General features: G+C 71.7%; 28 protein-coding genes and 2 pseudogenes. 9 read left to right on the forward strand and 21 right to left on the reverse strand.

All coding sequences use genetic code 11. The annotated features are described in order from the left end of the window. Positions 1–15: 15 nt before the first annotated feature. Positions 16–1,326 (reverse strand): hypothetical protein, encoded by a 1,311-nt coding sequence (locus tag MZC64_RS24545; RefSeq protein ID WP_247759513.1) that lies wholly within the window; start codon positions 1,324–1,326, stop codon positions 16–18. A 192-nt stretch (positions 1,327–1,518) separates the two neighbouring features. Here MZC64_RS24545 and MZC64_RS24550 point away from each other — a divergent pair, with 192 nt between their 5' ends. Beyond that, positions 1,519–1,854 (forward strand): hypothetical protein, encoded by a 336-nt coding sequence (locus MZC64_RS24550; RefSeq protein ID WP_247759512.1) that lies wholly within the window; start codon positions 1,519–1,521, stop codon positions 1,852–1,854. A gap of 58 nt (positions 1,855–1,912) precedes the next feature. Here MZC64_RS24550 and MZC64_RS24555 read toward each other — a convergent pair whose 3' ends face one another. After that, positions 1,913–2,296 (reverse strand): antibiotic biosynthesis monooxygenase family protein, encoded by a 384-nt coding sequence (locus MZC64_RS24555; protein ID WP_247759511.1) that lies wholly within the window; start codon positions 2,294–2,296, stop codon positions 1,913–1,915. Positions 2,297–2,441: 145 nt separating this feature from the next. On the opposite strand from MZC64_RS24555, the gene MZC64_RS24560 reads away from it, so the two are divergent. The 3 genes from MZC64_RS24560 (at position 2,442) to MZC64_RS24570 (ending at position 3,546) form a co-directional block, all read left to right on the forward strand. Beyond that, positions 2,442–2,657: a DUF6703 family protein gene (locus tag MZC64_RS24560; protein ID WP_247759510.1), complete on the forward strand. Its 216-nt coding sequence runs from the start codon at positions 2,442–2,444 to the stop codon at positions 2,655–2,657. A 131-nt stretch (positions 2,658–2,788) separates the two neighbouring features. Beyond that, a complete protein-coding gene (locus tag MZC64_RS24565) occupies positions 2,789–3,133 on the forward strand; it encodes a metalloregulator ArsR/SmtB family transcription factor (RefSeq protein WP_246493137.1) in 345 nt (114 codons plus the stop codon). After that, positions 3,130–3,546, forward strand: coding sequence for a Fur family transcriptional regulator (locus tag MZC64_RS24570; RefSeq protein WP_185002249.1), 417 nt, complete (start codon positions 3,130–3,132; stop codon positions 3,544–3,546). The genes MZC64_RS24565 and MZC64_RS24570 overlap by 4 nt, the downstream gene beginning before the upstream one ends. A 115-nt stretch (positions 3,547–3,661) precedes the next feature. On the opposite strand, the gene MZC64_RS24575 is transcribed toward MZC64_RS24570, so the two are convergent. From MZC64_RS24575 to MZC64_RS24585, 3 genes are read right to left on the reverse strand one after another with little or no spacing between them, the layout of a single operon-like run. Next, positions 3,662–5,188: an alpha/beta hydrolase gene (locus tag MZC64_RS24575; protein ID WP_247759509.1), complete on the reverse strand. Its 1,527-nt coding sequence runs from the start codon at positions 5,186–5,188 to the stop codon at positions 3,662–3,664. 16 nt (positions 5,189–5,204) lie between these two features. After that, the gene (locus MZC64_RS24580; protein ID WP_247759508.1) at positions 5,205–5,993 is read right to left on the reverse strand and encodes a TIGR03943 family protein; all 789 of its coding nucleotides are present in this window, start codon (positions 5,991–5,993) and stop codon (positions 5,205–5,207) included. Then, positions 5,993–7,021, reverse strand: a complete 1,029-nt coding sequence (locus MZC64_RS24585) for a permease (RefSeq protein WP_374205788.1) — start codon at positions 7,019–7,021, stop codon at positions 5,993–5,995. The genes MZC64_RS24580 and MZC64_RS24585 overlap by 1 nt, the downstream gene beginning before the upstream one ends. A gap of 168 nt (positions 7,022–7,189) precedes the next feature. Between MZC64_RS24585 and mtnA the strand changes: the two are divergent. The 4 genes and pseudogenes from mtnA to mtnC form a co-directional block, all read left to right on the forward strand. After that, positions 7,190–8,173 (forward strand): annotated as a pseudogene (gene mtnA, locus MZC64_RS24590) (S-methyl-5-thioribose-1-phosphate isomerase); the annotation flags it as partial. 404 nt (positions 8,174–8,577) lie between these two features. Next, positions 8,578–9,195: a methylthioribulose 1-phosphate dehydratase gene (gene mtnB, locus MZC64_RS24595; protein WP_247759506.1), complete on the forward strand. Its 618-nt coding sequence runs from the start codon at positions 8,578–8,580 to the stop codon at positions 9,193–9,195. Further along, entirely contained in the window at positions 9,192–9,770 is a 579-nt protein-coding gene (locus MZC64_RS24600; protein WP_247759505.1) for an acireductone dioxygenase, read from the forward strand. The genes mtnB and MZC64_RS24600 overlap by 4 nt, the downstream gene beginning before the upstream one ends. Further along, entirely contained in the window at positions 9,767–10,459 is a 693-nt protein-coding gene (mtnC, locus tag MZC64_RS24605; protein WP_247759504.1) for an acireductone synthase, read from the forward strand. The genes MZC64_RS24600 and mtnC overlap by 4 nt, the downstream gene beginning before the upstream one ends. Positions 10,460–10,590: 131 nt before the next feature. Here the strand turns inward: mtnC and MZC64_RS24610 are convergent, their stop codons facing one another. From MZC64_RS24610 to MZC64_RS24640, 7 genes are read right to left on the reverse strand one after another with little or no spacing between them, the layout of a single operon-like run. Beyond that, positions 10,591–11,016 (reverse strand): YbjN domain-containing protein, encoded by a 426-nt coding sequence (locus MZC64_RS24610; RefSeq protein ID WP_312987121.1) that lies wholly within the window; start codon positions 11,014–11,016, stop codon positions 10,591–10,593. Beyond that, on the reverse strand, positions 11,013–11,900 hold the full coding sequence (locus MZC64_RS24615; RefSeq protein ID WP_247759503.1) for an isoprenyl transferase: 888 nt from the start codon (positions 11,898–11,900) through the stop codon (positions 11,013–11,015). Before MZC64_RS24615 ends, MZC64_RS24610 begins: the two co-directional genes overlap by 4 nt. A gap of 29 nt (positions 11,901–11,929) precedes the next feature. Then, a complete protein-coding gene (recO, locus tag MZC64_RS24620) occupies positions 11,930–12,691 on the reverse strand; it encodes a DNA repair protein RecO (protein ID WP_247759502.1) in 762 nt (253 codons plus the stop codon). A gap of 31 nt (positions 12,692–12,722) precedes the next feature. Continuing rightward, positions 12,723–13,631: a GTPase Era gene (era, locus tag MZC64_RS24625; RefSeq protein ID WP_247759501.1), complete on the reverse strand. Its 909-nt coding sequence runs from the start codon at positions 13,629–13,631 to the stop codon at positions 12,723–12,725. Further along, positions 13,615–14,043 carry a hypothetical protein gene (locus tag MZC64_RS24630; RefSeq protein ID WP_247759500.1) on the reverse strand — a complete coding sequence of 143 codons (429 nt, stop codon included), beginning with the start codon at positions 14,041–14,043 and terminating at the stop codon, positions 13,615–13,617. The genes era and MZC64_RS24630 overlap by 17 nt, the downstream gene beginning before the upstream one ends. Before the next feature lie 21 nt (positions 14,044–14,064). Next, positions 14,065–14,403, reverse strand: a complete 339-nt coding sequence (locus MZC64_RS24635; protein WP_247759499.1) for a (2Fe-2S) ferredoxin domain-containing protein — start codon at positions 14,401–14,403, stop codon at positions 14,065–14,067. Positions 14,404–14,414: 11 nt separating this feature from the next. Continuing rightward, positions 14,415–15,752 carry an MFS transporter gene (locus tag MZC64_RS24640; protein ID WP_247759498.1) on the reverse strand — a complete coding sequence of 446 codons (1,338 nt, stop codon included), beginning with the start codon at positions 15,750–15,752 and terminating at the stop codon, positions 14,415–14,417. 19 nt (positions 15,753–15,771) lie between these two features. Here MZC64_RS24640 and MZC64_RS24645 point away from each other — a divergent pair, with 19 nt between their 5' ends. After that, entirely contained in the window at positions 15,772–16,743 is a 972-nt protein-coding gene (locus MZC64_RS24645) for a GlxA family transcriptional regulator (RefSeq protein WP_247759497.1), read from the forward strand. 78 nt (positions 16,744–16,821) lie between these two features. Here MZC64_RS24645 and MZC64_RS24650 read toward each other — a convergent pair whose 3' ends face one another. The 9 genes and pseudogenes from MZC64_RS24650 to hrcA all read right to left on the reverse strand — a co-directional run bounded on the left by MZC64_RS24650 (position 16,822) and on the right by hrcA (position 24,842). Further along, entirely contained in the window at positions 16,822–17,154 is a 333-nt protein-coding gene (locus tag MZC64_RS24650; RefSeq protein ID WP_247759496.1) for a cytidine deaminase, read from the reverse strand. Continuing rightward, positions 17,147–18,478, reverse strand: coding sequence for a hemolysin family protein (locus MZC64_RS24655; protein WP_247759495.1), 1,332 nt, complete (start codon positions 18,476–18,478; stop codon positions 17,147–17,149). Before MZC64_RS24655 ends, MZC64_RS24650 begins: the two co-directional genes overlap by 8 nt. Before the next feature lie 118 nt (positions 18,479–18,596). Next, a pseudogene (gene ybeY / locus MZC64_RS24660) lies at positions 18,597–19,112 on the reverse strand (rRNA maturation RNase YbeY); the annotation flags it as partial. Further along, positions 19,109–20,146 (reverse strand): PhoH family protein, encoded by a 1,038-nt coding sequence (locus tag MZC64_RS24665; RefSeq protein WP_247759494.1) that lies wholly within the window; start codon positions 20,144–20,146, stop codon positions 19,109–19,111. The gene MZC64_RS24665 and the pseudogene ybeY, both read right to left, overlap by 4 nt. A gap of 275 nt (positions 20,147–20,421) precedes the next feature. Further along, complete coding sequence (locus MZC64_RS24670; protein ID WP_308301065.1) at positions 20,422–20,763, reverse strand: histidine triad nucleotide-binding protein; 342 nt, start codon at positions 20,761–20,763, stop codon at positions 20,422–20,424. Further along, positions 20,760–21,386: a TetR/AcrR family transcriptional regulator gene (locus MZC64_RS24675; RefSeq protein ID WP_247759492.1), complete on the reverse strand. Its 627-nt coding sequence runs from the start codon at positions 21,384–21,386 to the stop codon at positions 20,760–20,762. The genes MZC64_RS24670 and MZC64_RS24675 overlap by 4 nt, the downstream gene beginning before the upstream one ends. Positions 21,387–21,830: 444 nt before the next feature. Further along, the gene (locus MZC64_RS24680; RefSeq protein ID WP_247759906.1) at positions 21,831–22,598 is read right to left on the reverse strand and encodes a 16S rRNA (uracil(1498)-N(3))-methyltransferase; all 768 of its coding nucleotides are present in this window, start codon (positions 22,596–22,598) and stop codon (positions 21,831–21,833) included. After that, positions 22,598–23,770, reverse strand: a complete 1,173-nt coding sequence (gene dnaJ, locus MZC64_RS24685; protein WP_247759491.1) for a molecular chaperone DnaJ — start codon at positions 23,768–23,770, stop codon at positions 22,598–22,600. Before dnaJ ends, MZC64_RS24680 begins: the two co-directional genes overlap by 1 nt. A gap of 37 nt (positions 23,771–23,807) precedes the next feature. Then, positions 23,808–24,842 (reverse strand): heat-inducible transcriptional repressor HrcA, encoded by a 1,035-nt coding sequence (gene hrcA, locus MZC64_RS24690; RefSeq protein WP_247759490.1) that lies wholly within the window; start codon positions 24,840–24,842, stop codon positions 23,808–23,810. Between the last annotated feature and the right edge of the window lie 49 nt (positions 24,843–24,891).

A 24,891-nucleotide genomic window follows, 5' to 3' on the forward strand; every position in this document is an offset into this window, starting at 1 on the left:
CCGACCACATCTGGGTCAGTCCTCGTGGCCGCGGCGGACGCTGGTGGCGTGTTGGCGGCGGGCGAGAGCGGGGGTGGCGCGGCGGCGCAGGATCACGGCGGCGCCGGTGGTGGTGAGCAGAGCCAGGCCGAGTAGAGCCAGGGGGAGGGTGTCCGGGCCGGTGCTGGTGGTGGCGCCGGGGCTGGCCTGGGGGTGCTGGCCGGGGTGGTCGGCGGGGTTGGCCTGGGGGCCTGCCGGGATCTTGACCGGGACGGTGGGGGTGCTGGTGGTGGTCGCGGTGGGGTCGGGCTTGGGGGTGAAGTCCTTGGCGGTGGTGCACAGGGCGGCGCCCAGAACGAAGGTGTGGTCGGCCAGGACGGGGCCCTTGCCGTCCGCGGGGTCGCCGCCATGGGCGCCCTTGCCGTCGCCGGGGGTGCTGCCGGGGGCGCCCTTGCCGTCGCCGGGGGTGTTGCCACCGGAGGAGGCGTTGCCGGAGGAGGCGTTGCCGCTGGGCACGCTGCCACCGCCGGTGCCGTCAGTGCCGTCAGTGGGGAGTTTGCCGTCTGGGGCGCGGTAGTCGAGGACGTCGACCCGCCAGCCCGCGACGGCCTCCACGCCCCGGCTGGCGAGGGCGGTCTGGGTGACCAGGTCGCTGAGCTTGGTGACGCGGCGGATGGTGATGTCGGAGACGATCTCGCCCCCGTCGGTGCTGCGGCCGGTGGGCACGTTGGGGCTGGTGAGAGGCTCGGCGCCGGTGGGGAGGTTGACTTTGCGGAGCTGGCCGTCGGCGTAGCGCAGCCACAGGCCGTCGGCGGTGGTGGTGCTGGTCAGGGTGGTCGGGGTGGCGCAGCTCGCCTCGGTGACGGCGTTCTGCAGGTAGACCAGCTGGCCGTGGTCGGTGGCGGTGACGCCCAGGTCGCCGGTGATCTTGGCGGTGGGGGCGTGGTTGGCGCGGAGGGTGGCTTCGGCGCGGTAGCGGGCCTGGCCCGCTGGCACGCCTGGTGGCGGGGTGTCCTTGTGCGCGGCGGCGGTGCCCGCGCCCAGGCGGAAGCGGCCCTCGGTCTGGGGGTCCGGCAGGCTGAGGCGGTCGCCGGCCTCGACGGTGTCGCCGGGGTTGAGCGGGGAGCGCAGCAGCTTGCTCAGCGACGGGGACGGGGTGAGGGCCGCGCCCTGTCCGGCCAGGACCAGGGCGTGCGCGAGGGGGCCGGTGTGTTCGTCAACCGGGTCCGCGAGGGCGGCGCCGGGAGTGGCCAGCAGCAGCGCGGTGGCGGTCACGAGCATGGCGACGCCGGTGGCGGCGTGGCTGATGACCGGGCGGGTCCCTGGGCAGGGCGGTCGGACGGGCATGCGCGCTCCCCCATGAGAATCACCCATCAGAGGTGTGTTGAGCACTGTGCCAGAGGTGCTCAGCACTAAGGAAGGGCTTGTGAAAAAAGGGGCAAGTTCACCCTTTCAGGGCAGAGCCGACCACTGAGCGAGCAATGCACAGGTGCGCATATGAGTATCGGTTGGTCATCGAGTCCAGAAAGGCGACACACCATGACCAGCACCCTTGAGCACCGGCCCGCCGAAACGCACCGGCACACCCACGGTCCCGGTTGCGGGCACGACGCGGTGGTGCACGGCGACCACGTCGACTACCTGCACGACGGGCACGTGCACCGGGAGCACCGGACCGAGGACGGGGTGCACTACGACGAGTGCGCGCGGTGCCAGTGCGCGAACTGCACGGACTCCTGCGCGCTGTGCCAGTGCGCCGACTGCAGCTGCGCGACCTGCAACCACGCCCGGTGCGACTGCGCGGGTTGTTCGGACGCCTGCGCCAACTGCACGTGCGCGGACTGCTCCTGCGCGACCTGCGACCACGCGGCCTGAGCCGCGGCCGCGCAGAGGGGGTGGGCGGGGTCCAGCGGCGGGCCAGGGCGAGGCGGGGTTAGTGGCGGGGGGTTGCCGGGCCGCCTGCCTCGCCCAGGCGGACTGTGCCGGCGTCCTTGGCGACCAGGCTGTCGCGGCGTTGCGCGATGCCGCCGGTGACGTCCCACAGCTCCTCGTAGGCCGCTGGTTCGTCCGCCAACGCCTGGGAGAGCAGGGGGATGACGTGTTCGCGGACCTCGAACGGGGACAGTGCCTTGCGGTAGGCGGGGACCGAGTCGAATTCGGCGATCAGCACCCAGCGGTCCGCTTCGTCGGTGGCCCGGCTCAGCCTGCCGCGGCGGCAGTGCGGGCCCGCGGTGAGCAGTTCCAGGGCATGTCTGGCCCTGGCCAGGAAGTCCTCGACCTCGGCCTCGGGCACGGCGAACCGGCAGACGAGCAGCACACCAGGGACCGTAGACGCCGCCGGTGAGCCGCCGGCGGGCTGGGTGTAGGAAAGAACTGTGAGCGGGTCGCAGTCTCAGCCTGGCCGGTCCTCCGGCGCCGGGCCGCACAGGTCGGCGCCGGGCGAATCCCGGCCGCGTAGGTCCGTGCCGCCGCCAGTGGTGTTCCTGGTGGCGGCGGCGGTGTTCGCGGCGGGAGTCATCGTCGGCGGGGTGCTCGGGGCGGTGTTGCTGGCCGCGCTGGGGTTGTTCGTGCTGGCCATGGTGGTCAGCACCTGGCCCCGGTTGCGGACGCCGGATCGGGTGTTGCGGATCGTGGTGCTGGCCATCCTGGTTGGGGTGATCGTTTCGCTTTTCCGCTAGGTGTGGCGAACTGATCGGTAACCGGGTTGCCTAGGATGACGGGTAGCCTCGGTCGTTCACGGGCACGTAGCTGCGTGCCCCGGCGCCGGGCGGTGAGAGGAGCGCACATCGTGAACAGGGAGATCGCGCCGCTGGCCGATGACCATGTGCACTCCCCCGACCGTGCGCCGGTGCCGCCCGCCCCGCAACGTTCGGGTGACGTGCTGGCCATGGCCGGTGACCTGCTGCGCGCGCTGGCCGCGCCGGTCCGGATCGCCATCGTGTTGCAGCTGCGGGCCTCGGAACGGTGTGTGCACGAGCTGGTCGACGCTCTGGGCGTGGCCCAGCCGTTGATCAGTCAGCACCTGCGGGTGCTCAAGTCCGCCGGGGTCGTACGTGGCGAGCGGCACGGCCGGGAAGTGGTGTACCGCCTGGTGGACGAGCATCTCTCGCACATCGTGGTGGACGCGGTCGCGCACGTCGAGGAGGGGCAGTGACAGTGAGCGAACGACCGGCCGCGGTGCCCGGACTGCGCTCGACCCGGCAGCGGGCCGCGGTGTCGAAGCTGCTGGACCAGGTGGATGAGTTCCGGTCGGCCCAGGAGATCCACGAGGAGCTGCGGCGGCGCGGTGAGGGCATCGGGCTGACCACGGTCTACCGCACGTTGCAGAGCCTGGCCGAGGTCGGCGAGCTGGACGTGCTGCGCACCGACTCGGGCGAGGCGATCTACCGGCGTTGTTCCCAGCACCACCATCACCACCTGGTGTGCCGCCGCTGCGGCCGCACAGTGGAGGTGGAGGGGCCGGATGTGGAGAAGTGGACCGAGCGGGTGGCGGCCGAACACGGGTTCGGCGAGGTCAGCCACACCGTGGAGATCTTCGGCACCTGCGCCGACTGCACCAGGGGCTGACTCGCCCACCCCGGGCCAGGGGATCGACGGGCCGGGCGTTGTGCCAGGCCGAGCGTGCTGACCAGGCGGGCCGTGCCCGGGACTGTGCTGTCCCGGGCACGGCCCGATCTGCTGACTAGGCGGGCTTCGGGTCGTCCTCGCAGCGGGCGCCGCGGGCCGGGAGGGTCTTGCTCACCAGGTAGTCCGCGGTGGCCTGCCGGGCGCAGGCGCTGTTGCTCAGGCCGCTGTGGCCCTCGCCGACGAAGGTGAGCAGGCGCGCGTTGCGCAGCGTCCGGGACAGCGCCACCGAGTCCTGGTACGGGGTGTCCGGGTCGCCGGTGGTGCCGATGACCAGGATCGGGTCCGAACCCTTCGCCGACCACGGACCGGCGTAGCGGCTGGCCTGCTTGGCCGGCCACTGCTGGCAGACCGCGGCGTGTGAATGGTCGTAACCGGGGGTGCCGTAGGCGGCGACCGGGCCCAGCCGCGGAGCGACCGCGGCGGCGATGGCCAGGCGGGCGCGCAGCTGGTGGGTGCTCTTGGGGTAGACGCGGTCGGCGCATTCCACCGCGGTGTTGGCGGCGAAGAACGCGGCGTTGGCGGCGATGGGGCGCACCAGTCTGCCGGTGCGGGTCTGCGCCTCGGCGAGCTGGGCGCCCAGTGCGGGCCAGCTGGGGCTGCCGCCGTTGACCGCGAAGATGATCCGGTAGGCCAGGCTGGCGCCGTTGGCGGTCACCTTGCCGTCGGCGTCCTTGACCGGTTCACGGTCCAGGTCGGCGACCAGTTTGTCGAAGGCCTGGCCGGGATTTCCGTTGCCGAACTTGCACTTGTCCGGGGTGTTCGCGCACCAGTCCAGGAAGCGGTTGAAGGCGGCCTCGGTGGCGCGGTACTGACCCAGGTCGTAGCGGTACGGGTCGTTGGCGTAGGACTCCGGGTCGTAGCCGCCGTCCAGGGCCAGCACCCGGAAGTTCTTCGGGAACAGGTTGGCGTAGACGGTGCCGATGTAGGTGCCGAAGGAGACGCCGTAGTAGTTGAGCTTGGCATCGCCCAGGGCGGCACGCAGCACGTCGATGTCGCGGGCCACGTACTCGGTGCCCACGTACGGCAGCAGCGCCCCACTGCGGGCCTGGCAGCCGGCGTGGAACTCGGCGGCGAAGGCCTGACCGCGCTCGAAGTCGCCTGGGCGGCGGGTGGCGGTCATCCGGGCGAAGGCCGCGCGGGTCTGCTCGGGGTCCAGGCAGGCCAGCGCGGAGCTGCGGCCGACACCGCGCGGGTCGAAGCCGACCACGTCGAAGCGTTCGGCCACCGCCGCGGGCAGCTCCCCGACCACGCCGCGGGCGAAGTCGACCCCCGAGCCGCCGGGGCCGCCGGGGTTGACCAGCAGCGAACCGATCCGCTGGTCCGGCTTGCTCGCCGGGCGGCGCGCCAGGGCGAGGGACAGGGTGCCGGCGGAGAGGTTGCGGTAGTCCAGTGGCACCTGGGCGGTGGCGCACTGGAAACCGTCGCCGGTGCCGCAGTCCTGCCAGCTCAGGCTGGGCACGGTCACCCCGGCGACGCCGCCGGGGGTCTCGGGGGCGGGCGCGGCGGTCGCGGCCGGGCTGGCCACGACAACGAGGGCCAGCACAGCGGCGATGGCCGCCGAACGGCGCAGGGTCACCCGCATGCGGGGTCCTTTCAGGTCAGGATTCGTACTGTTCGGCGGGGGCGGGGATCGGCTTGATCTCGCTCACGTCGAAAGCGGGGGTGTAGGCGTTGGCCTCGGTGGCCGTGCCGGGTTGCACCTTGCCGGTCAGCTCCAGCCAGGAGTCCATCGGGATCTCCTTGACCTCGCCCGCGCGCGGGCCGTCCAGGCGGACCTTCATCGGCTGGGCGTCGGCCGCGCAGCAGCCGATCACCATCCGGGTCAGGTAGCTGACGCCCTTGTCCCGGTACATGAACCCGGTGAGCCGGACCTCGCGCCCGTTGAGCGTGCCCGAGTCGTCCCACACCACCCTGGTGAGGAAGTCGGTCATCTTCATCGGGATCACCGGGCCCGCGGGCAGCGGCTCGAAGTTGGCGCTGCCGTTGCGTTTGGCGGGTTCGGTGACGGTGCGGGTGTCGTTCGGATTGACCGAGGCCGCGCCGAGGGCGGGCGGGGCGATCAGGAAGATGGTCAGCACCGGCAGCAGCAGGAACCAGGGACTGCGTGATTTGCCGTGATCGTGCCCGTGATCGTGGTCGGCCGCCGCGGGTTCAGCGCCCTCGGCACAGACCGGGACCGGCACCGGCACCGGCTTGTCCTTGTGCCGCATGCGGATGATGTCCTGGGCGATGGCCACGAAGGCCAGGCCCAGCATGACCACCGCGGCGGCGATCAGGAACGGCAGGAACGAGGGTTTGACGTAGCGCAGGTACTGGCCGTTGAGCGCGATCTTCAGCAGGGCGCCGCCGAGCAGCACCAGCAGGACGTTCTGCGTCTCGCGTCGCATCAGCGCACCTCACCGAAGACGAGCAGGAAGGCGCCGACCCCGCACAGGATCGCCACCAGGAAGGTCAGCGGCGCGAACCGCACGACGAACTTGCGACCGAAGGTACCGGCCTGCAGCGCGATCAGCTTGACGTCGACCGCGGGCCCGACCACCAGGAACACCAGCCTGGGCAGCAGCGGCAGCGCGGACATGCTGGCCGCGACCAGCGCGTCGGCCTCGCTGCACAGCGCCATGACCACCGCGGCCACCGCCATCACCAGCACGCCGAGCACGATCTGGCCGGAGAGCGAGTTGAAGAAGTCGGCCGCGGTGACCTTGAGCACCGCGGCGATGATGCCGCCGATGACCAGGAAGCCACCGGCTTCGACCAGGTCGTGCCGGGCGGTCTCGGCGAAGACGCCCCAGCGGGAGGTCCCGGCCGGGCGTTCGTAGCGGCGCAGCGCGCGTTCGGCGATCCACTCGGTCTTGCCGATGCGCACCCACAGCCAGCCCATGACCAGCGCGGTGGCCAGCGAGCCGACGAAGCGGGCCACCACCATCAGCGGTTCGCCCTGGAAGGCGACGGCGGTGGAGCCGAGCACGATCGGGTTCACCGCGGGCGCGGCCAGCAGGAAGGTCAGCGCGACCGCGGGCCGCACGCCCTGCTGCATCAGCCTGCCGGAGACCGGCACCGCACTGCACTCGCAGCCGGGCAGCGCCACCCCGGCCAGTCCGGCCACCGGCACCGCGAGCGCCTGGTTGCCGGGCAGCAGCCTGCGCAGCCGCTCCGGGGAGACGAAGGCCGCGATCGCGCCGCTGATCAGCACCCCCAGCACCAGGAACGGCATGGCCTGGATGCAGACGGAGATGAACACCGTGGAGGCGGTGCGGATCCGCTCGTCGGTCAGCAGGGCGGCGATCTGCCCCTGGAACACGATGGCCAGCAGCAGGACCCCGCAGAGGATTTCCAGCGAGGTGATGCCCCGGCCCCGTGGCTTGTGCCCGGTGGGCTCGGCCGTCTCAGTCGCAACGGTGCTCACGGGAGTCATGCTGCCATGCGATTGGGCGAATTGATAACCGTTGCCGAGAGGCAGCCATCCGGGCTACCGCGTTGCGCCCATCGGGGCCCAGGTGCTGGGACGGTCTCCCTGGGGTCTGGCGCGGGTGAATACCGTGGGGGATCGAGCCGGACCACGGCGAATCGATTGGGGTGGCGGATGACCTACACACTCGGCTGGGACGACGGCGTGGTCGTGGCCATCGACCAGCGGGTGCTGCCGCACGAGCTGCGGTGGTTGCGGCTGGCCACGGTCGAGGAGGTGATCGAGGCGATCACCACGCTGGCCGTGCGCGGGGCGCCCGCGATCGGCCTGGCCGGGGCGTTCGGGGTGGCGCTGTCCGCGCACCTGCACACCGACCCGGCGGTGGTGCGCGCCGACGCGGAGCGGCTGGCCAAGGCCCGGCCGACCGCGGTGAACCTGGCCTGGGGCGTGCGACGGGCGCTGGCCAAGCTGGAGCAGGGCGCGCCGGCGGTGCTGGCCGAGGCGTCGATGATGCTGGCCGAGGACGAGGCGGCCAACCGCACCGCCGCCCGGCTGGCCGCCGACCTGGTGCTCTCGCTGACCCCGGACCGGCCGCTGCGGGTGCTCACGCACTGCAACACCGGCAGGCTGGCCACCGCGGCCTGGGGCACCGCGCTGGGCGCGATCAGCGATCTGGCCGGGCGCGGCCTGATCGAGGAGGTCCTAGTTGACGAGACCCGCCCGCTGTTGCAGGGCGCCCGGCTGACCGCGTGGGAGCTGGCCGAACAGGGCATCCCGCACCGGTTGCTGGTCGACTCGGCCGCCGCCGCGGCGATGTCGCTGGGCCAGGTCGATGTGGTGCTGGTCGGCGCGGACCGGATCACCGCCCGCGGCGATGTGGCCAACAAGATCGGCACCTACGGGCTGGCGGTCTCCGCGGCCCGGCACCGGATCCCGTTCATCGTGGTCGCGCCGGAGTCCACCGTGGACAACACGCTGGCGCACGGCTCGGAGATCGTGGTCGAGGAGCGCGCCGCCGCGGAGGTCACCGCCTTCGGTGGCACGCCGGTGGCCCCGGCCGGGGTGGCCGTGTTCAACCCGGCCTTCGACGTGACCCCGGCCGAGCTGGTCAGCGCGGTGGTCACCGAGCGGCGGGTGTGGCGGCCCAATCACGGCGCGGCGCTGGCCGGGCGGATCACCGAGGCCCTCGGCGAGGGCTTGGACCTCTCCGGCGTGTACACCGACCCGGCGCTGTTCGGGGCGACCGCGGGCGCGCTGGCCGAGGAGTTCCGCGGCTCCTTCGACGCGGTGCTCGGCCTGGCCTCCGGCGGGTTGCTGCTGGGTGCGGCGCTGGCCCGGCACGCCGAGGTGCCGCTGGTGCTGCCGGGCAACCCGGTCGCGCCGGGCACCAGGGTGCTGGTGGTGGACGAGGTGCTCGGCGACCGGCTCGGCGATGCCGCCGAACTGGTGTGGGGCAGCGGCGGCACGGTGGCCGGGTTCGGCGTGCTGCTGGTGGAGTCCGGGTCCGGCGATGCGGAGAAACTGGCCCCGCACAAGGTGGTCGCGCTCGCCGAGGTGTCCGGATGAGCCCCGGGGCGGTGCTGGCCGCGGCCGCCCGCGAGCTGTACCAGCGGGGCTGGCTGCCCGGCACCTCGGGCAACATCTCGGTGCGGCTGACCGCGGAGACCGCGCTGATCACCGCCAGCGGACGGGACAAGGGCGCGCTGACCGAGTCCGACACGGTGCTGGTCGCGGTGGACACCTCCGCCGCGGTGCGTGCCGACGCGCCCAAGCCCTCGGCCGAGACGACCATCCACACCGCGATCTACCGGGCCACCAAGGCCGAGGCCGTGGTGCACACCCACTCCCCCTACGCCACCGCGGTGGCCACCCTGGCCGGTCACCGCACCGAACTGTCCACAGTGGACTTCCGGGACTTCGAACTGTTGAAGGGCCTGGGATTGCGCGATCCCAGCGCGACCTCGATCCCGGTGTTCCCCAACCACGCCGACGTGCCGCGGATCGCCGCCGAGGTGGAGCGGTACCTGATCGGGCACCCGGACGCGCCGCCGGTGCTGCTGATCGAACATCATGGGCTCACCACCTGGGGTGCGGACTACGCGCAGGCCCGCAACCGGATGGAATGCGTGGAGTCCCTCTGCCAGTTGTCGCTGTTGTTGAAAGGACGTGCGTTCTCATGACGCTCTTGCAGGTCATGCCGGAAACCGAGCCCACCACCGTCGAGTTGCGCACCAGGGACAGCGAGAAGATCGCGGCCACGCTGGCCGAGCTGGGGGTGGAGTACGAGAACTGGGCGACCAGGGACCTGCCGGCCAAGGCCGATCAGGACACCGTGCTGGCCGCCTACGCCACCGAGGTCGAGGACCTCAAGGCCAAGGGCGGGTTCCGGCTGGTCGACGTGGCCGCGCTGCGCCCCGATCCCGCGGACGAAACCTATCCGGCCCGCGCGGCCAAGGCCCGCGGCACCTTCCTGGACGAGCACCGGCACGCCGAGAACGAGGTCCGCTTCTTCGTCGCCGGCCAGGGCTGCTTCTACCTGCACCTGAACGAGCGGGTGTACGCCGTGGTGTGCGAGGCGGGCGACCTGTTGTCGGTGCCCGCCGGGACCACGCACTGGTTCGACATGGGCCCCACCCCCGACTTCGTGGCCATCCGCTTCTTCGAGGAGGAGGACGGCTGGGTGGGCGACTTCACCGGCGACCCCATCGCGGCCAGGTTCCCCCGCCTGGACGAACTGGTGGCGGAACCCGCGTGAGCACAGCGCAGGCGGTGGTCCTGGATATCGAGGGCACCACGAGTCCACTGGCCGCCGTGCACGACCAGCTCTTCCCGTACGCGCGGGCCCGGGTGGCCGACTGGCTGGCCGGGCACCGGGACACGCCCGAGGCGATCGAGGTCGTCGAGGGCGTGCGCGCGGAACTCGGCAGGCCCCAGGCGACCGAAGCCGAGGTGGTCGCGACCCTGGTGGGCTGGATCGACGAGGACGTGAAGGCCCGCCCGCTCAAACAACTCCAGGGCCTGATCTGGCACAGCGGCTTCCAGGCCGGTGACCTGCGCGGACAGGTCTACCCGGATGTGCCGGTGGCGTTGAAGAGCTGGCAGGCAGCCGGGCTGGGCCTGCACATCTACTCCTCCGGTTCGGTGGCCGCGCAACAGGACTGGTTCCGGCACAGCGACCACGGCGACCTGTCCGGCCACCTCAGCGGCCACTTCGACCTGACCACCGCGGGCCCCAAACGCGAGGCCGCCTCCTACCGGCGGATCACCGAGGCACTGGGCGTGCCGGCGGCGGCCACGCTGTTCCTCTCCGACGTGACCGCGGAACTGGACGCGGCGGTCGAGGCGGGCTGGCAGGCGGTCGGCGTCCGGCGTCCCGGCGAGGCACATGGCCCGGACGGCGACCATCGATGGATCACCGAGTTCGGCGAACTCACCTTGCCCTGACCACAACAGCCAACGCGGCGTACAACAACGGCCAACACACCGTCCATAACGGCCAACACTCGCGGAGGGGTTAGACCTGTTCGGAGTGTTGGCCGTTCTTGTACCGGGTGTTGGCCGTTGTGGGACGGGGGTTAGGGGTTGGTTTGGGCTGCGGCGTCGAGCAACTCGGTGCGGAGTTGGGACGCGGTGGAGACGACCAGCATGAGCAGGGTGCTCAGGGGGGCGGCGCCCATGCCTTCGGCGGGGAAGGCGTAGCGCAGGGTGACGTCCATGCCGGTGCCGGTGCGGATCACGCCCAGAGTGCCGAAGAGGCCCTGGCCTGCGCGTTCGGCGGCTGAGGCGGCCAGTTTCTCGTCGTCGGGCAGGTCCCAGGCGACCACGCAGGTCAGGCTCAGCACGGTCAGGCCCTCGGAGAGTTGCATGGCCTGCACCGCGCAGGGGACCTCGCCGTGCCGGAAGGTCAGCGCGCCGTCGTCGTCGACGTGCACGTCGTGGAACATCTCCAGGGCTTCCCTGGCCGCGGTCAGCAGGGTCGCGGTGGTCAGCGCTTCGGTCACCGGGTGCCTCCGGTCACGGGTTCGATGCCCACGGCCTGGATGGGGTCGATGTGTTCCAGGGAGAACTCCTCGGGTTTTGCCGTGACGGGGTTGGGCAGCGCCCCTCCGTACCGGCGGTCGCGCATGGCGAACTGCTCGCAGGCCCGCCACAGGTCGCGGCGGTCGAAGTCCGGCCACAGGATGTCCTGGAAGACCAGTTCGGCGTAGGCGGACTGCCAGAGCAGGAAGTTGCTGGTGCGTTGCTCGCCGCTGGGGCGGATGAACAGGTCCACGTCCGGCATCTCCGGCTGGTACATGTGCCGGGCCAGCATCTTCTCGTCGACCTTGTCCGGGTTGATCTTCCCGGCGGCGACCAGGCGGGCGATCTCGCGGGCGGCGTCGCCGACCTCGGCGCGGCCGCCGTAGTTCAGGCACATGGCCAGGTTGATCACGGAGTTGTCCTTGGTGCGCTCCTGCGCGACCTCCAGCTCCTTGATCACGCTGCGCCACAGCTTGGGGCGGCGGCCTGCCCAGCGGATGCGCACACCCAGCTCGTCCAGCTCATCGGTGCGGTCGCGGATCACGTCCCGGCTGAAGCCCATCAGGAACCGCACCTCATCCGGGGTGCGCTTCCAGTTCTCGGTGGAGAAGGTGTACAGCGAGATCCATTTCACACCCAGCTCGATCGCGCCCTTGACCACCTCGACCACGACCGCTTCGCCGCGCTTGTGCCCCTCGGTGCGCGGCAGCCCGCGCTCCTTGGCCCAGCGGCCGTTGCCGTCCATCACCACGGCGATGTGCTTGGGCACCAGGTCGGCGGGGATCGCCGGCGGGCGCGCGCCGGAGGGATGCGGATCCGGTGGCCGGACGCTCGTGTCGGCGCGTCCAACCCGCCGTCGCAGCATCGTCGGCTTCCTCCTCATCGTGAGAACAACTAGATCTGTGGCTCGGGCACCACGGCCGAGCGCTTCCGTTCCACCAACGGTAGCGAACGCAGCTGGCGCTCCAGATGCCACTGGAGGTGCGCGGCCACCAGGCCGCTGCCCTCCCGCCGCGCGGAGTGACTGGCCTGCTCGGCGACCGGCCAGTCGCCGTGCAGCAGTGCCTCCAGCAGGCCGATGGTCTCCTGGGTCGGTTTGGTCGACCCCGGTGGGCGGCAGCGGTGGCACACCGCGCCCCCGGCCTGCACGCTGAAGGACTGATGCGGACCCGGCACCCCGCAGCGCGCGCACTCGCTGAGCGCGGGCGCCCACCCGGCGTACCCCATGGCCCGCAACAGGAAGGCATCCAGCACCAGCGGCGCGTCCCGGCTGTTGTCGGCCAGTGCCCGCAACGCGCCGACCACCAGCATATACAGCCGCAGCGCCGGCGCGTTCTCCTCGGCGGTGAGCCGGTCGGCGGTCTCCAGCACCGCGCAGCCCGCGGTGTAGCGCGGGTAGTCGCCGACGATGGGGGCGCCGAAGGCGTCCAGGGTCTGCACCTGGGTGATCACATCCAGCGTGCGGCCGGTGTAGAGCTGCACGTCGATGTGGCAGAACGGTTCCACCCTGGCGCCGAAGCGGGAGGTCATCCGGCGCACGCCCTTGGCCACCGCGCGCACCTTGCCGTGCCTGCGGGACAGCAGCGTGACGATGCGGTCCGCCTCGCCCAGCTTCTGCACCCGCAGCACCACGCCGGTGTCGCGGTAGAGGCTCACCCGGTCATCGTCCCATGCCCGGGTGTCAAGCTCAGAATCCCAGGCGGCGGAGCTGCTTGGGGTCCCGCTGCCAGTCCTTGGCGATCTTGACGTGCAGGTCCAGGTAGACCTTGGTGCCGAGCAGGCTCTCGATGTGCTTGCGCGCGGTCGAGCCGACCTGCTTCAACCGGGCCCCCTTGTGCCCGATCATGATCCCCTTCTGGCTGTCCCGCTCCAGGTAGACCACGGCGTGCACGTCGATCATGTCGGTGCGGCCCGGGTGCGGCACCATCTCCTCGACGGTGACCGCGATCGAGTGCGGCAGCTCGTCCCGCACGCCTTCCAGGGCGGCCTCCCGGATCAGCTCGGCGACCAGGGTGGCCTCCGGCTCGTCGGTCAGCTCGCCGTCGGGGTAGAGCTGCGGGCCGCGCGGCAGGCGGTCCACCAGCAGCTGGGTCAGCGTCTCGACCTGGAAGCCGTCCACCGCGGAGACCGGGATCAGGTCGGTGAACTCCATGATCTCCTGCAGCGCGAGCAGCTGCTGGCCCACCATGTCCTGGCTGACCAGGTCGGTCTTGGTGACGATGCCGATCACCGGGGTGTTCTTGGAGATCTTCTTCAGCTCGGCGGCGATGAACTTGTCACCCGGCCCGACCGGCTGGTCGGCAGGCACGCACAGCCCGACCACGTCGACCTCCGACCAGGTCTCCCGGACCAGGTCGTTGAGCCGCTGGCCGAGCAGGGTGCGCGGGCGGTGCAGGCCGGGGGTGTCCACGATGACCAGCTGCGCGTCCGGCCGGTGCACCACACCGCGGATGGTGTGCCGGGTGGTCTGCGGGCGGCTGGAGGTGATGGCGACCTTGGTGCCGACCAGTGCGTTGGTGAGGGTGGACTTGCCGGCGTTGGGCCTGCCGACGAAGCAGGCGAAGCCGGAGCGGTGGGTGTCACTGACGCTGGTCACCCGTCCATTCTCGCAGCTCCCTGGCGAAGGACTCCCTGGCCTCCGGCTTGAGCAGGGCCTGCAGCACCAGCACCGCGAAGACCAACGGGACCAGCGCCTGTGGGGTGAACTGGCCGAGCAGCGCTCCGCCGGCCAGGTTGAGCAGCGCCCCGCCGACCACGATCCACTCCACCGCCAGCGCGGTGGTGCGCGCCCACGGCTCGCCGCGGCCGAACCGGAGGGCGCTCACCAGCAGCAGCACCATGATCAGCATCGAGGCCACCAGGATCAGGGCCTGCAGGGCCAGATTGTTCCTGGCCCAGGCGCGGTCGCTCTCCTGGCTGAGCAGGACCAGCACGAAGCCGTTGAGCCCGAGGTTGAGCAGGACCTGGATGATCACCACGACCTGGGTGATCCGCAGAAACTTCGGCATAGGCCGTGTTGTAGCCCTGGTCTACCGGGATCCTTCCCGGACCGGCGGGCTGATCCGGTGCAGTTCCAGGGTGTCCGGCAGCGGCGCCCGGCCGGGTCCGCCCGCGGCCAGCCAGCGGTCCAGGTCGCCGAGCACCGCCTCGCCCAGGATCAGGCCCAGCCACACCGGTTTGCCGCCGCCGGGCCGCTGCACCACGACCACGTTGGACTGGGCGCACACGTCCAGGCAGTCCGACACGGTCACCTTGGCGCCGTGCGCCGCGGCGATCTCGCGCAACTGGCGCAGCTGCTCGTCGTGGTCGATCTCGGGGTGCTTGCGGATGGTCCCGCAGCAGCAGTCACGGCACACGGTCAGACGCACAGGCGTCCACGCTACGGGGCCACCGGTACCGAAACCGAGCGCCGGGAGCGTGAGGTGGCGATCATCATGGAGCAGACCGCGGCGATCATGCAGAGTCCGGCCGCCAGGTACCAGGAGACGGTGTAGGTGCCCAGGTGCTCGCGCAGCAGGCCGGCGCCGGTGGCCGCGATGGCCGCGCCGATCTGGTGCGAGGCGAAGACCCAGCCGAAGACGACCGGTCCGTCGGCGCCGAAGTGCTCCCGGCAGAGCGCGACCGTGGGCGGCACGGTGGCCACCCAGTCCAGGCCGTAGAAGATGATGAAGACCAGCATGCTGGGCCCGGTCCTGGCGTCGAACAGGCTGGGCAGCACGAACAGGGACACCCCGCGCAGCAGGTAGTAGGCGCCCAGCAGCAGCCGGGAGTCGACCCGGTCGGTGAGCCAGCCGGAGAAGACGGTGCCGACGATGTCGAAGATGCCGACCAGGGCGAGCAGTCCGGCGGCGGTGGTGGTCGGCATGCCGTGGTCGTGCGCGGCCGGGATGAAGTGCGTGCCGACCAGGCCGTTGGTGCTCATCCCGCAGATGGCGAAACCGATGACCAGAAACCAGAACGTCTTGACCCGGGCGGCGGCGGCCAGCGCGGTGAGCGCCCGCCGGGCCGCGCCGCCGGCAGGCCGGGCCGGGGCCTGCGGTTCGCCGGTGGCGCCGTAGGCGGTCAGGCCGACCTCAGCCGGGTGGTCGCGCAGCAGCCACAGCACCAGCGGGGCCACCGCGAGCGCGCCGAGGGCGACCACGAGCGAGGCCCAGCGCCAGCCGTAGGACTCCACCAGCAGGGCCTGCACCGGCAGGAACACCAGCTGACCGGCGGCGCTGCCCGCGGTGAGCACGCCGGTGACGATGCCGCGGTGCTTGACGAACCAGCGGGTGGTGACGGTGGCGACGAAGGCCAGCGCCATCGACCCGGTGCCCAGTCCGACGAACACGCCCCACAGCAGCACCAGCTGCCAGGAGGCGGTCATGAACACGGTCAGCCCGCTGCCCGCGGCGACCAGCGCCAGCGCGCAGGCCACCACCTTGCGGATGCCGAAGCGTTCCATCAGCGCGGCGGCGAACGGCGAGGTCAGCCCGAACAGCAGCAGGTTGATCGAGACGGCGAGGGAGATGGTGCCCAGCGGCCAGCCGAACTCCTGTTGCAGCGGGTTGATCAGCACGCCGGGGGTGGCGCGGAACCCGGCGGCGCCGACCAGCGCGACGAAGGCGACGGCGGCCACCACCCAGGCCCGGTGCAGCCGGGGACGGGTGAGCTGGGTCTGGGTCACCGAGTCAGCCTCGGTCAGCGCCGGGCCGGACACGAGTGGCCCGAAGGCCATCCTGTGCAAGGATCGGGCCATGGCCCGTCCGCATCGTGTCGCCGTGCTGACCTTCGACCACGCCGCCGGGGTGGATCTCGGGGTGCCGCCGCAGGTCTTCGGCACCGCGCGGGACGAGGACGGCAGGCGGCTCTACGAGGTGCGGGTGTGCACCCCGGACGGCGGCCCGGTCTGGGCCACGGCCGGGTACCAGGTGCATCCCCAGCACGGGCTGGAGGCGTTCGAGTGGGCGGACACGGTGGTGGCCTGCGGGGTGCACGACGGGCCGATTGTCAGCGAGGGCGTGCTGCCCGAGGGGGTCGGCGAGGCGTTCCGGGCGGCGGTGGCGGCCGGGAAGCGGGTGATGTCGATCTGCACCGGGGCGTTCGCGCTGGCCGCGGCGGGTTTGCTGGACGGGCGGCCGGCGACCACGCACTGGTGGTGGGTGAACCGGTTCCGCCGGCTGTTCCCCGAGGTGCGGCTGAACCAGGAGGTGCTCTTCGTGGACGACGGCCAGGTGCTGACCTCGGCCGGGGTGGCCGCGGGCCTGGATCTGTGCCTGCACGTGGTGCGCCTGGACCACGGCAGTTCGGTGGCCAACCGCAGTGCCCGGCGGTGCGTGGTGGCGCCGTGGCGGGACGGCGGGCAGGCCCAGTTCATCGAGCGCCCGCTGCCGGTGGAGCCGGATTCGGGCACCACCGAGGTCCGCGAGTGGATGCTGGGCAACCTGGAACAGCCCCTCGAACTGCGGGAACTGGCCGGGCGGGCGCGGATGAGCGTGCGCACCTTCACCCGCCGTTTCCGCGAGGAGACCGGTCTCAGCCCCGGCCAGTGGCTGGTGCGGCAGCGGGTGGAACTGGCCCGCCGGCTGCTGGAGGAAACCGACCTCCCGGTGGACCGGATCGCCCGCCAGGCCGGCTTCGGCACCTCGGCCTCCCTGCGCGCGCACCTGCGCAGCCAGCTCGGCACCGCGCCCAGCAGCTACCGCCGCACCTTCCGCCAGACCGGCTGACCCCCGCGCCGACTTGGCCCAACTCGTACGCCCGGTTTGCCCAACTGGCTGTACGAGTTGGGCAAACCGGGCGCTTGGTCAGTGGGTGGTGTGGGCGTTGCCGTTGCTGTCGGCCACGTGCACCGGGGCCTTCGGGGCCAGGTCGCGCACCGCGGCCAGCGAGTCCTCGTCCGCGGTCGCGGCGGCGGTGACCACGGCCGCGGCTTCCAGCCCGTCCACCCCGCTGGCCACCGCGGCGGCCACCGCGGCCTGCAACGCGGTCAGTTTCAGCGAGGGCAGCGCGACCGTGGTGGCGGCGTAGGTCCGGCCGTCGGTGTCGCGGACCGCGGCGCCCTCGGCCGCGCCGGTGCGGGCACGCGAGGCGCGGGCCAGCACGACGAGTTTGGTGTCTTCGGGATCCAGCTCAGGCACGGCTGTCCTTTCCGTCGGTCTCGGCCACGGCGGCCGGGGTCAGCGCCCCGGCCGGGGTCACCAGCACAGTGGTGATCCGCATCCGGCCGCGGTTGTCCTTGCCGCCCTCGGCACGCAGCCGCAGGCCCTCGATCTCCGCCTCCGCGCCGGGCAGCGGGACCCGGCCCAGCCGCTGGGCGAGCAGGCCGCCGACCGTCTCCACCTCGGAGGCGTCCAGTTCCACGCCGAAGTAGGCGCCCAGGTCCTCCACCGGCAGCCGGGAGGAGACCCGGATCGCGGGGGTGCCATCGCCGAGCACTTCGATCGGCGGGCGTTCGTCGGCGTCGTGCTCGTCGGTGATCTCGCCGACGATCTCCTCGATGATGTCCTCGATGCTGAGCAGCCCGGCGGTGCCGCCGTACTCGTCCACCGCGATGGCCAGGTGGTTGCGGGAGAGCTGCATTTCCTTGAGCAGTTCGGCCAGCCGTTTGGAGTCGGGCACGAAGCTGGCCGGGCGCATCAGCTCGCGCACCCCGACCGTGCGGTCGGCCTCGGCCACGCCCTCCACCGAGGAGCGCACCAGGTCCTTGAGGTTCACCACGCCGACCACGTCGTCCACGCTCTCCCCGATCACCGGGATCCGGGAGAACCCGGTGCGCAGACAGAGTGCGAGGGCTTGGCGGACCGACTTGTCCTGTTCGATCCAGACGATCTCGGTGCGCGGCACCATGACCTCGCGGGCGATGGTGGCGCGCAGCTCGAACACCGAGTGGATCATCTCGCGCTCGCCGGCGGCGACCACGCCGCGTTCCTGGGCCAGGTCGACCAGTTCGCGCAGTTCGACCTCGGAGGAGAACGGGCCTTCCCGGAAGCCGCGGCCGGGGGTGATCGCGTTGCCGATCAGGATCAGCAGCCGGGCCAGCGGGCCGAGCACCGAGACCAGGGCGCGCACCGGTCCGGCGACCAGGATGCCCACGCTGTAGGGGTGCTGGCGGCCGATGGTGCGCGGGCCGACGCCGACCAGCACGTAGCTGGCCACCAGCATGCTCAGCATGGCCACCAGCGCGGCCAGCCATTCCGGCTGGAACCAGAACAGGCAGGCCAGGGTGACCAGCACGGTCGCGGCGAGTTCGCAGCCCAGTCGCAGCAACAGCAGCAGGTTGATGTGCCGGGGCCGGTCGGCGACCACCAGCGCGAGCTGGCGGGCCCCGGCCCGGCCCTGCCGGACCAGGGCGTCCACCCTGGCCCTGGAGACCGTGCCGAGCGCGGCGTCGGCGGCGCCGAACAATCCGGCGGCGAGCACCAGCAGGACCGCGATGACCACGAGCGAGACGGGGTCGGACATCGCCGCGGCCGCCTCAGTTCGCGGAGTCGGAGTCCGCGCGCCGCTCCGGCTCCGCCGCCACGGCGGGCGCCTCGGCCTCGGATCCGGCCGCGGGTTCGACGGGTTCCCCGGTCTCCCCCTCGTGCAGGCCGACCGCGCCGAGCACCTTGTCGTCGGCGGCGCGCTGCTGTTCCTGCGCCCGCGCGCCGCGGAAGTCGGCGAGGATGCGGTTCTGCAGGGAGAACATCTCCCGCTCCTCCTCCGGCTCGGCGTGGTCGTAGCCGAGCAGGTGCAGCACGCCGTGCACGGTGAGCAGGTGCAGTTCGTCGGTGAGGCTGTGTCCGGCCTTGCGGGCCTGGTCCTTGGCGAAGGCCGGGCAGAGCACGATGTCGCCGAGCAGCGCGGGCCCGACCCCGGCCGCGTCGGGGCGGCGCGCGGAATCCAGCTCGTCCATCGGGAAGGCCATCACGTCGGTGGGACCGGGCAGGTCCATCCACCGCTCGTGCAGGTCGGACATCACGTCCAGCTCGACCAGCAGCACGGACAGCTCTGCTAGAGGGCTGACACCCATGCGGTCCAGCGCGAACCTCGCCGCGTCGACGATCGAGGTCTCCTCGACCCCGACCCCGGACTCGTTGGCGATCTCGATGCTCAACGCCTTGCCTTTCGGGTGTGGGCGCGCTGCCCGGCAGCGCCGTTCTCTGCGTTGTCCTGCACGACCTGCCAGCGGTCGTAGGCGTCCACGATCTCCCCGACCAGGCGGTGCCGCACAACGTCCTGGCTGGTCAGGATGGAGAAATGCACATCGTCCACGCCTTCGAGGATGTCCCGGACCACCTTGAGACCGCTGCGCTGCCCGCCGGGCAGGTCGATCTGGGTGATGTCACCGGTGACCACGATCTTGGAGCCGAAGCCGAGCCGGGTGAGGAACATCTTCATCTGCTCGGGCGTGGTGTTCTGCGCCTCGTCCAGGATGATGAAGGCGTCGTTGAGGGTGCGGCCGCGCATGTAGGCCAGCGGGGCGACCTCGATGGTCCCGGCCTGGGTGAGCCGGGGGATCGACTCCGGGTCGACCATGTCGTGCAGCGCGTCGTAGAGCGGCCGCAGGTACGGGTCGATCTTGTCGTAGAGGGTGCCGGGCAGGTAGCCCAGCCGCTCCCCCGCCTCGACCGCGGGCCTGGTCAGGATGATCCGGCTGACCTGCTTGGCCTGCAACGCCTGCACGGCCTTGGCCATGGCCAGGTAGGTCTTGCCGGTGCCGGCCGGGCCGATGCCGAAGACCACGGTGTTCGCGTCGATGGCGTCCACGTAGTGCTTCTGGTTCAGCGTCTTGGGCCGGATGGTGCGCCCGCGCCGGGAGATGATGTTGAGGCTGAGCACCTCGGCCGGGGATTCCTCGGTGCCCGCGCTGAGCATGGCCACCGTGCGGCGCACCGCGTCCTGGCCCACCGGCTGGCCCTTGCCGGCCAGGGTGATGAGTTCGGCGAAGACTCGTTCGGCGAAGGCGACGTCGGCAGGCTCACCGGTCAGGGTCAGCTCGTTGCCGCGGACGTGCACGTCGGCGGTGAGCAACTCCTCAAGCAGGCGCAGGTTCTCATCGCTGGAACCCAGCAACGCCAGGACTGCGGTGTCGGGCAGGGAGATCTTCGACCCGGGCTGGGTCGCTTCACCAGGTGCGGTACCGGCCACGTGGCCTCGGGCCTGCTTTCTGCGGACGACTGGACTGGACGACGGATGTGGACTGTCGCCTCAGATGCTAACGCCAGGCCCTGACGCGTCCCCACCGCAATAGCGCTCGTGCCCAGGGTGTGTCCGCCGGGTGGCGTGCGTGAGCGCCGGAGTCCAGGTCGTTCCTGGTGGTGTCGCAGGAGCAGCCTCGTACCGGGTTGTACGTGGCTGTTCCGGCGGTGCCACCAGGGGCGGGCTGGGCCCGGCGATCGCGTGTGCCACCCGGCGGACACACCCTAACCGGGCCAGCCCAGGCGGGTGCCGCCGAGCAGGTGCAGGTGGGCGTGGAAGACGGTCTGGCCGCCGCCGGGGCCGGTGTTGGCGATGAGCCGGTAGCCGGGTTCGGCGATGCCGGTGGCCGCGGCCACCTCGGCGGCCAGGCCGATCAGCTCGGCGGCCAGTCCGGGGTCGGCGGCGGTCATGCCGGGCACGTCGCGGTGGTGCGCCTTGGGCACGATCAGCACGTGCACCGGGGCCTGTGGCGCGAGGTCGTCGAAGGCCAGCGCGTGTTCGCTGCCGGCGCGCACCCTGGCGGGCAGCTCACCAGCCACGATCCGACAGAACACACAACCGTTCACGTGCTCAGGTCGCTTCCCGGGAACACCTCGCGGATGTGGTCCTCCAGCAGTTGGACCATCAGTTCCGGCGGCATCGCCTCCGGGGTGATCAGGCCGTGCAGGACCAGGCCGTCGGTGAGCGCGAGCAGCCGCAGCGCCTCGCGCACCGGGTCCGCGCCTGCCCGCAGGATGCCTTCGTCGGCGGCGTCGCGCAGGCGTTCGAGGAGCCAGTCGGCGATCACCTCGTCGCCCTTGCGGCCGGCGGCGCGCAGCACCGGGTCGACCCTGGCCCTGGTGACGAAGGCCATCCACACCTCGGCGGAGACCTTGCTGTCGGCGTCCAGCGGCAGCAGCGTGGTCAGCAGGCGGCGGACCCGCCAGGGCGCGGAGTGTTCCTGCGGCGGCACGCCGTGTTCGTCGAGGGCGCGGGCCCGTTCGGTGAACTTCTCCGCGGCCAGGTCCATCGCGAAGTGCAGCAACGCGTCCTGGGTGGGGAAGTAGTGCCGGAGCGCGCCTGCCGACCAGCCGGACTCGGCGGCCACCGCGCGCACCGAGGCGCGTTCGACGCCGTCGCGCTGGACCACCCGCCACACGGCCTGGGCGAGTTCCCGGCGACGGGCCTCGTGGTCGACGAGTTTGGGCACTGTACTTTTCTAGCACAGCCGTGTTATAAAAAATCCACCCGCGATTCCACCGGCAGAGTGGACACAAATCTCGACACAGATCGTTCGAACCCCGGACTTGCCACAGGGTGGGTGATGGGGGTGGTTGCGTCGCGACGGAGCCTGGGGGTCACTCCGTCGCGACGCAACCGCGCCGGACCGAGGGGGGAGGTGTCCGGCGATCCTTCGGGTGCCCGTCACCCGAGGCCAGCGTTTGGCAAGTGCTCTGAGGTGGGCCGACGAAGGCTGCCCCAGAACTTTCTTGCCCGTCGGCGACAGAGCGTAGCTCCTTTCCGGCCCCTCGCGCTACACCTGGACCGAATGGATCACGCCGCTTGGCGCGCCAAAGCTGCCGTTTGGCGATCGATCGCTGGGCCGGTCGCCATTTCCCGTGGACGCACTAGCAGAACTGCGCGGAAGTCGTTGCTAACGAGCAACTTCGCCAGTGCCTCCGGTGGGTTGCCAACGCCTGGTCAGCACCCCGATGGCGCCCAGCGCGACGGCCGCGGCGGTGGAGGCGCGCAGCACGGTCGGGCCGAGCCGGACGGGGGTGGCCCCGGCTTCGACGAGTCGCGAGACCTCGCTCTCCGTGATACCGCCCTCCGGACCGACCACGATGAGCAGATCGCCCTCGGCGGGCAGCTCGACCTCGCCCAGCACCACCTCGGCCGCCTCGTGCAGCACCAGGGTGACGGCACTGGCCTGGACGAGCTGGGCGAGCTGACCGGTGCCCAGTGGCTCACCGACCTCGGGCACCCAGGCGCGGCGGGCCTGTTTGGCCGCCTGGAGCGCGGTAGCGCGCCACCGGCCCAGCGCCTTGGCCCCGCGTGGTCCGTCCTCCCAGCGGGCCACACAGCGGGCCGCACGCCACGGGTGCACGGCGTCCACCCCGGCCTCGGTGGCCAGTTCGACCGCCAGCTCGCCGCGGTCGCCTTTGATCAGCGCCTGCACCAGCACCACCCGGGGGCTGGGCGCCGGCTCGGCCCAGCGCGCCAGCACGTCCAGGTCGAGGAAGTCCTTGCCGACCGCGGTCACCGCGCACCGGGCCAGGCCGCCCGCGCCGTCGGAGAGCACCAGCTGCTCCCCGACGCGCGTGCGCAGCACGGTGGCCGCGTGCCTGCCCTCCGGTCCGTCCAGCCGGGCCTGCTCGCCAGGCGGCAGGCTCTCGGTGTGGAAGACCGGGATGCCGTGGATCAACGCTGTCCGAAGGAGTGCCGCAGCCGGGAGAACAGCCCGCCGCCGTTGCGCCCGTTGGCGTTGGTGGCCAGTTCGGAGGCCTCCTCGCCGCGGAGTTCGGCGAGCTGGCGCAGCAGCGCGGTCTGTTCCTCGTCCAGCTTGGTCGGCACCACGACCTCGACGTGCACGTGCAGGTCGCCGCGGCCGTCGACCCGGCCGGAGGAGCGCAGCCGGGGCATGCCCTTGCCGGGCAGCACCAGCTCGGTCTCCGGCTGGGTGCCCGGGTCCAGCGGCAGTTCCTGCACGCCGTCCAGGGTCTGCATCGGGATGGTCGCGCCCAGCGCGGCCGCGGTCATCGGCACCCGGATCGTGCAGTGCAGCTCGGTGCCGTCCCTGGTGAAGGTGTCGTGCGGCAGTTCCTCGACCTCGACGTAGAGGTCGCCTGCCGGTCCGCCGCCGGGGCCGACCTCGCCCTGGCTGGCCAGCCGGACCCGCATGCCGTCGGCCACGCCCGGCGGGATCTTGACGTTGATGGTGCGCCGCGAGCGCACCCGGCCCTCGCCTGCGCACTGCTGGCACGGGTCGGGGATGACCTCGCCGAAGCCGCGGCAGACCGGGCAGGGCCGCGCGGTGACGACCTGGCCGAGGAAGGAGCGCTGCACGGACTGGACCTCGCCGCGCCCGCCGCAGGTGTCGCAGCGGGTCGGGGAGCTGCCCTCGGCGCAGCCGGAGCCCTCGCACAGGGTGCACAGGACCGCGGTGTCCACGGTCAGCTCGCGGGTGATGCCGGTGGCGCACTCCTCCAGGCTGGCTTCCAGGCGGATCAGCGCGTCCGAACCGGGCTGGGTCCGGCTGCGCGGTCCCCGGCTGGCCGGTCCGCCGCCGAAGAAGGCGTCCATGATGTCGCCGAGGCCGAACCCGGCGAACGGGTCGCCCATGCCGCCGCCACCGCGTCCGCCGCCACCGCCGCCGGGCGAGAGCGGGTCACCGCCGAGGTCGACGATCTTGCGCTTCTCCGGGTCGGAGAGCACCTCGTAGACCGCGGTGACCTCACGGAAACGCTGCTGGGCACTCTCCTCCGGGTTCACATCCGGGTGCAGCTCGCGGGCGAGCTTGCGATAAGCCCGCTTGATCTCCTCCTGCGATGCGTCCGAACGCACGCCCAGAGTGCCGTAGTAGTCCCTTGCCACCGTCTCCCAGTCCCTACTTCCCCACAGCCGGCGCCGCTCAGCGACCGGCCAGGATGTCTCCCACGTATGCGGCAACGGCGCGGACGGCCGCCATCGTTCCCGGATAGTCCATTCTTGTCGGCCCGACCACACCCATGCCGCCCAGCACGGTGCCGGCGGAGGAGCCGTAACCGATGGAGACCACGGAGGTGCTGCGCATCCCCTCGGCCTCGTTCTCCTCACCGATCCGCACCGTGATCGTCGACTGGTCGTGCGCCGCCTGCAGCAGCTTCAGCACGACGACCTGTTCCTCCAGCGCCTCCAGCACATTACGCAGGGAGTTGGGGAAGTCGGCCACGTTGCGGGTCAGGTTGGCGGTGCCGCCCAGCAGCAACCGCTCCTCCGGGTGCTCCACCAGCGATTCGATCAGCGCGGTGCACACCCGGATCATGATGTCGCGCAGTTCGGTCGGGGCGGCCTCGGGCAGCTCGGCGACCCGCGCGGAGGCGTCGCTGAGCCTGCGCCCGACCAGGGTCGAGTTGAGCACCGACCGCACCCGGGCCACATCGTCCGGGCTGATCACATCGCCGAGGTCGACCATGCGCTGCTCGACCCGGCCGGTGTCGGTGATGGTGACCAGCATCAGCCGGGCCGCGGTGATCGGCACCACCTCGATGTGCCGGACCGAGGACCTGGTCAGGGTCGGGTACTGCACCACCGCGACCTGCCGGGTCAGCTGGGCGAGCAACCGGACGCTGCGCCGGAGCACGTCGTCCAGGTCCATCGCCCCGTCCAGGAAGGCCTGGATGGCCCGGCGCTCGGCCGTGGACAGCGGTTTGACCTCGGAGAGCCGGTCCACGAAGACCCGGTAGCCCTTGTCGGTGGGCACCCGGCCCGCGCTGGTGTGCGGCTGGGTGATGTAGCCGTCCTCTTCCAGCACGGCCATGTCGTTGCGCACGGTCGCGCTGGACACCCCGAGGTTGTGCCGATCGACCAGCGCCTTGGACCCGACCGGCTCCTGGGTGTTGACGTAGTCGGCGACGATCGCCCGCAACACCTCGAAGCGCCGGTCCTCCGGCGACCCTGTGTTCACCGCGCGTCACCTCCCTGTCGGCACCAAGTCTAGGGTCTGGGGTGGGGTG

Source organism: Crossiella sp. S99.2 (genome assembly GCF_023094165.1).
In the GTDB taxonomy this organism is placed as follows: domain Bacteria; phylum Actinomycetota; class Actinomycetes; order Mycobacteriales; family Pseudonocardiaceae; genus Crossiella.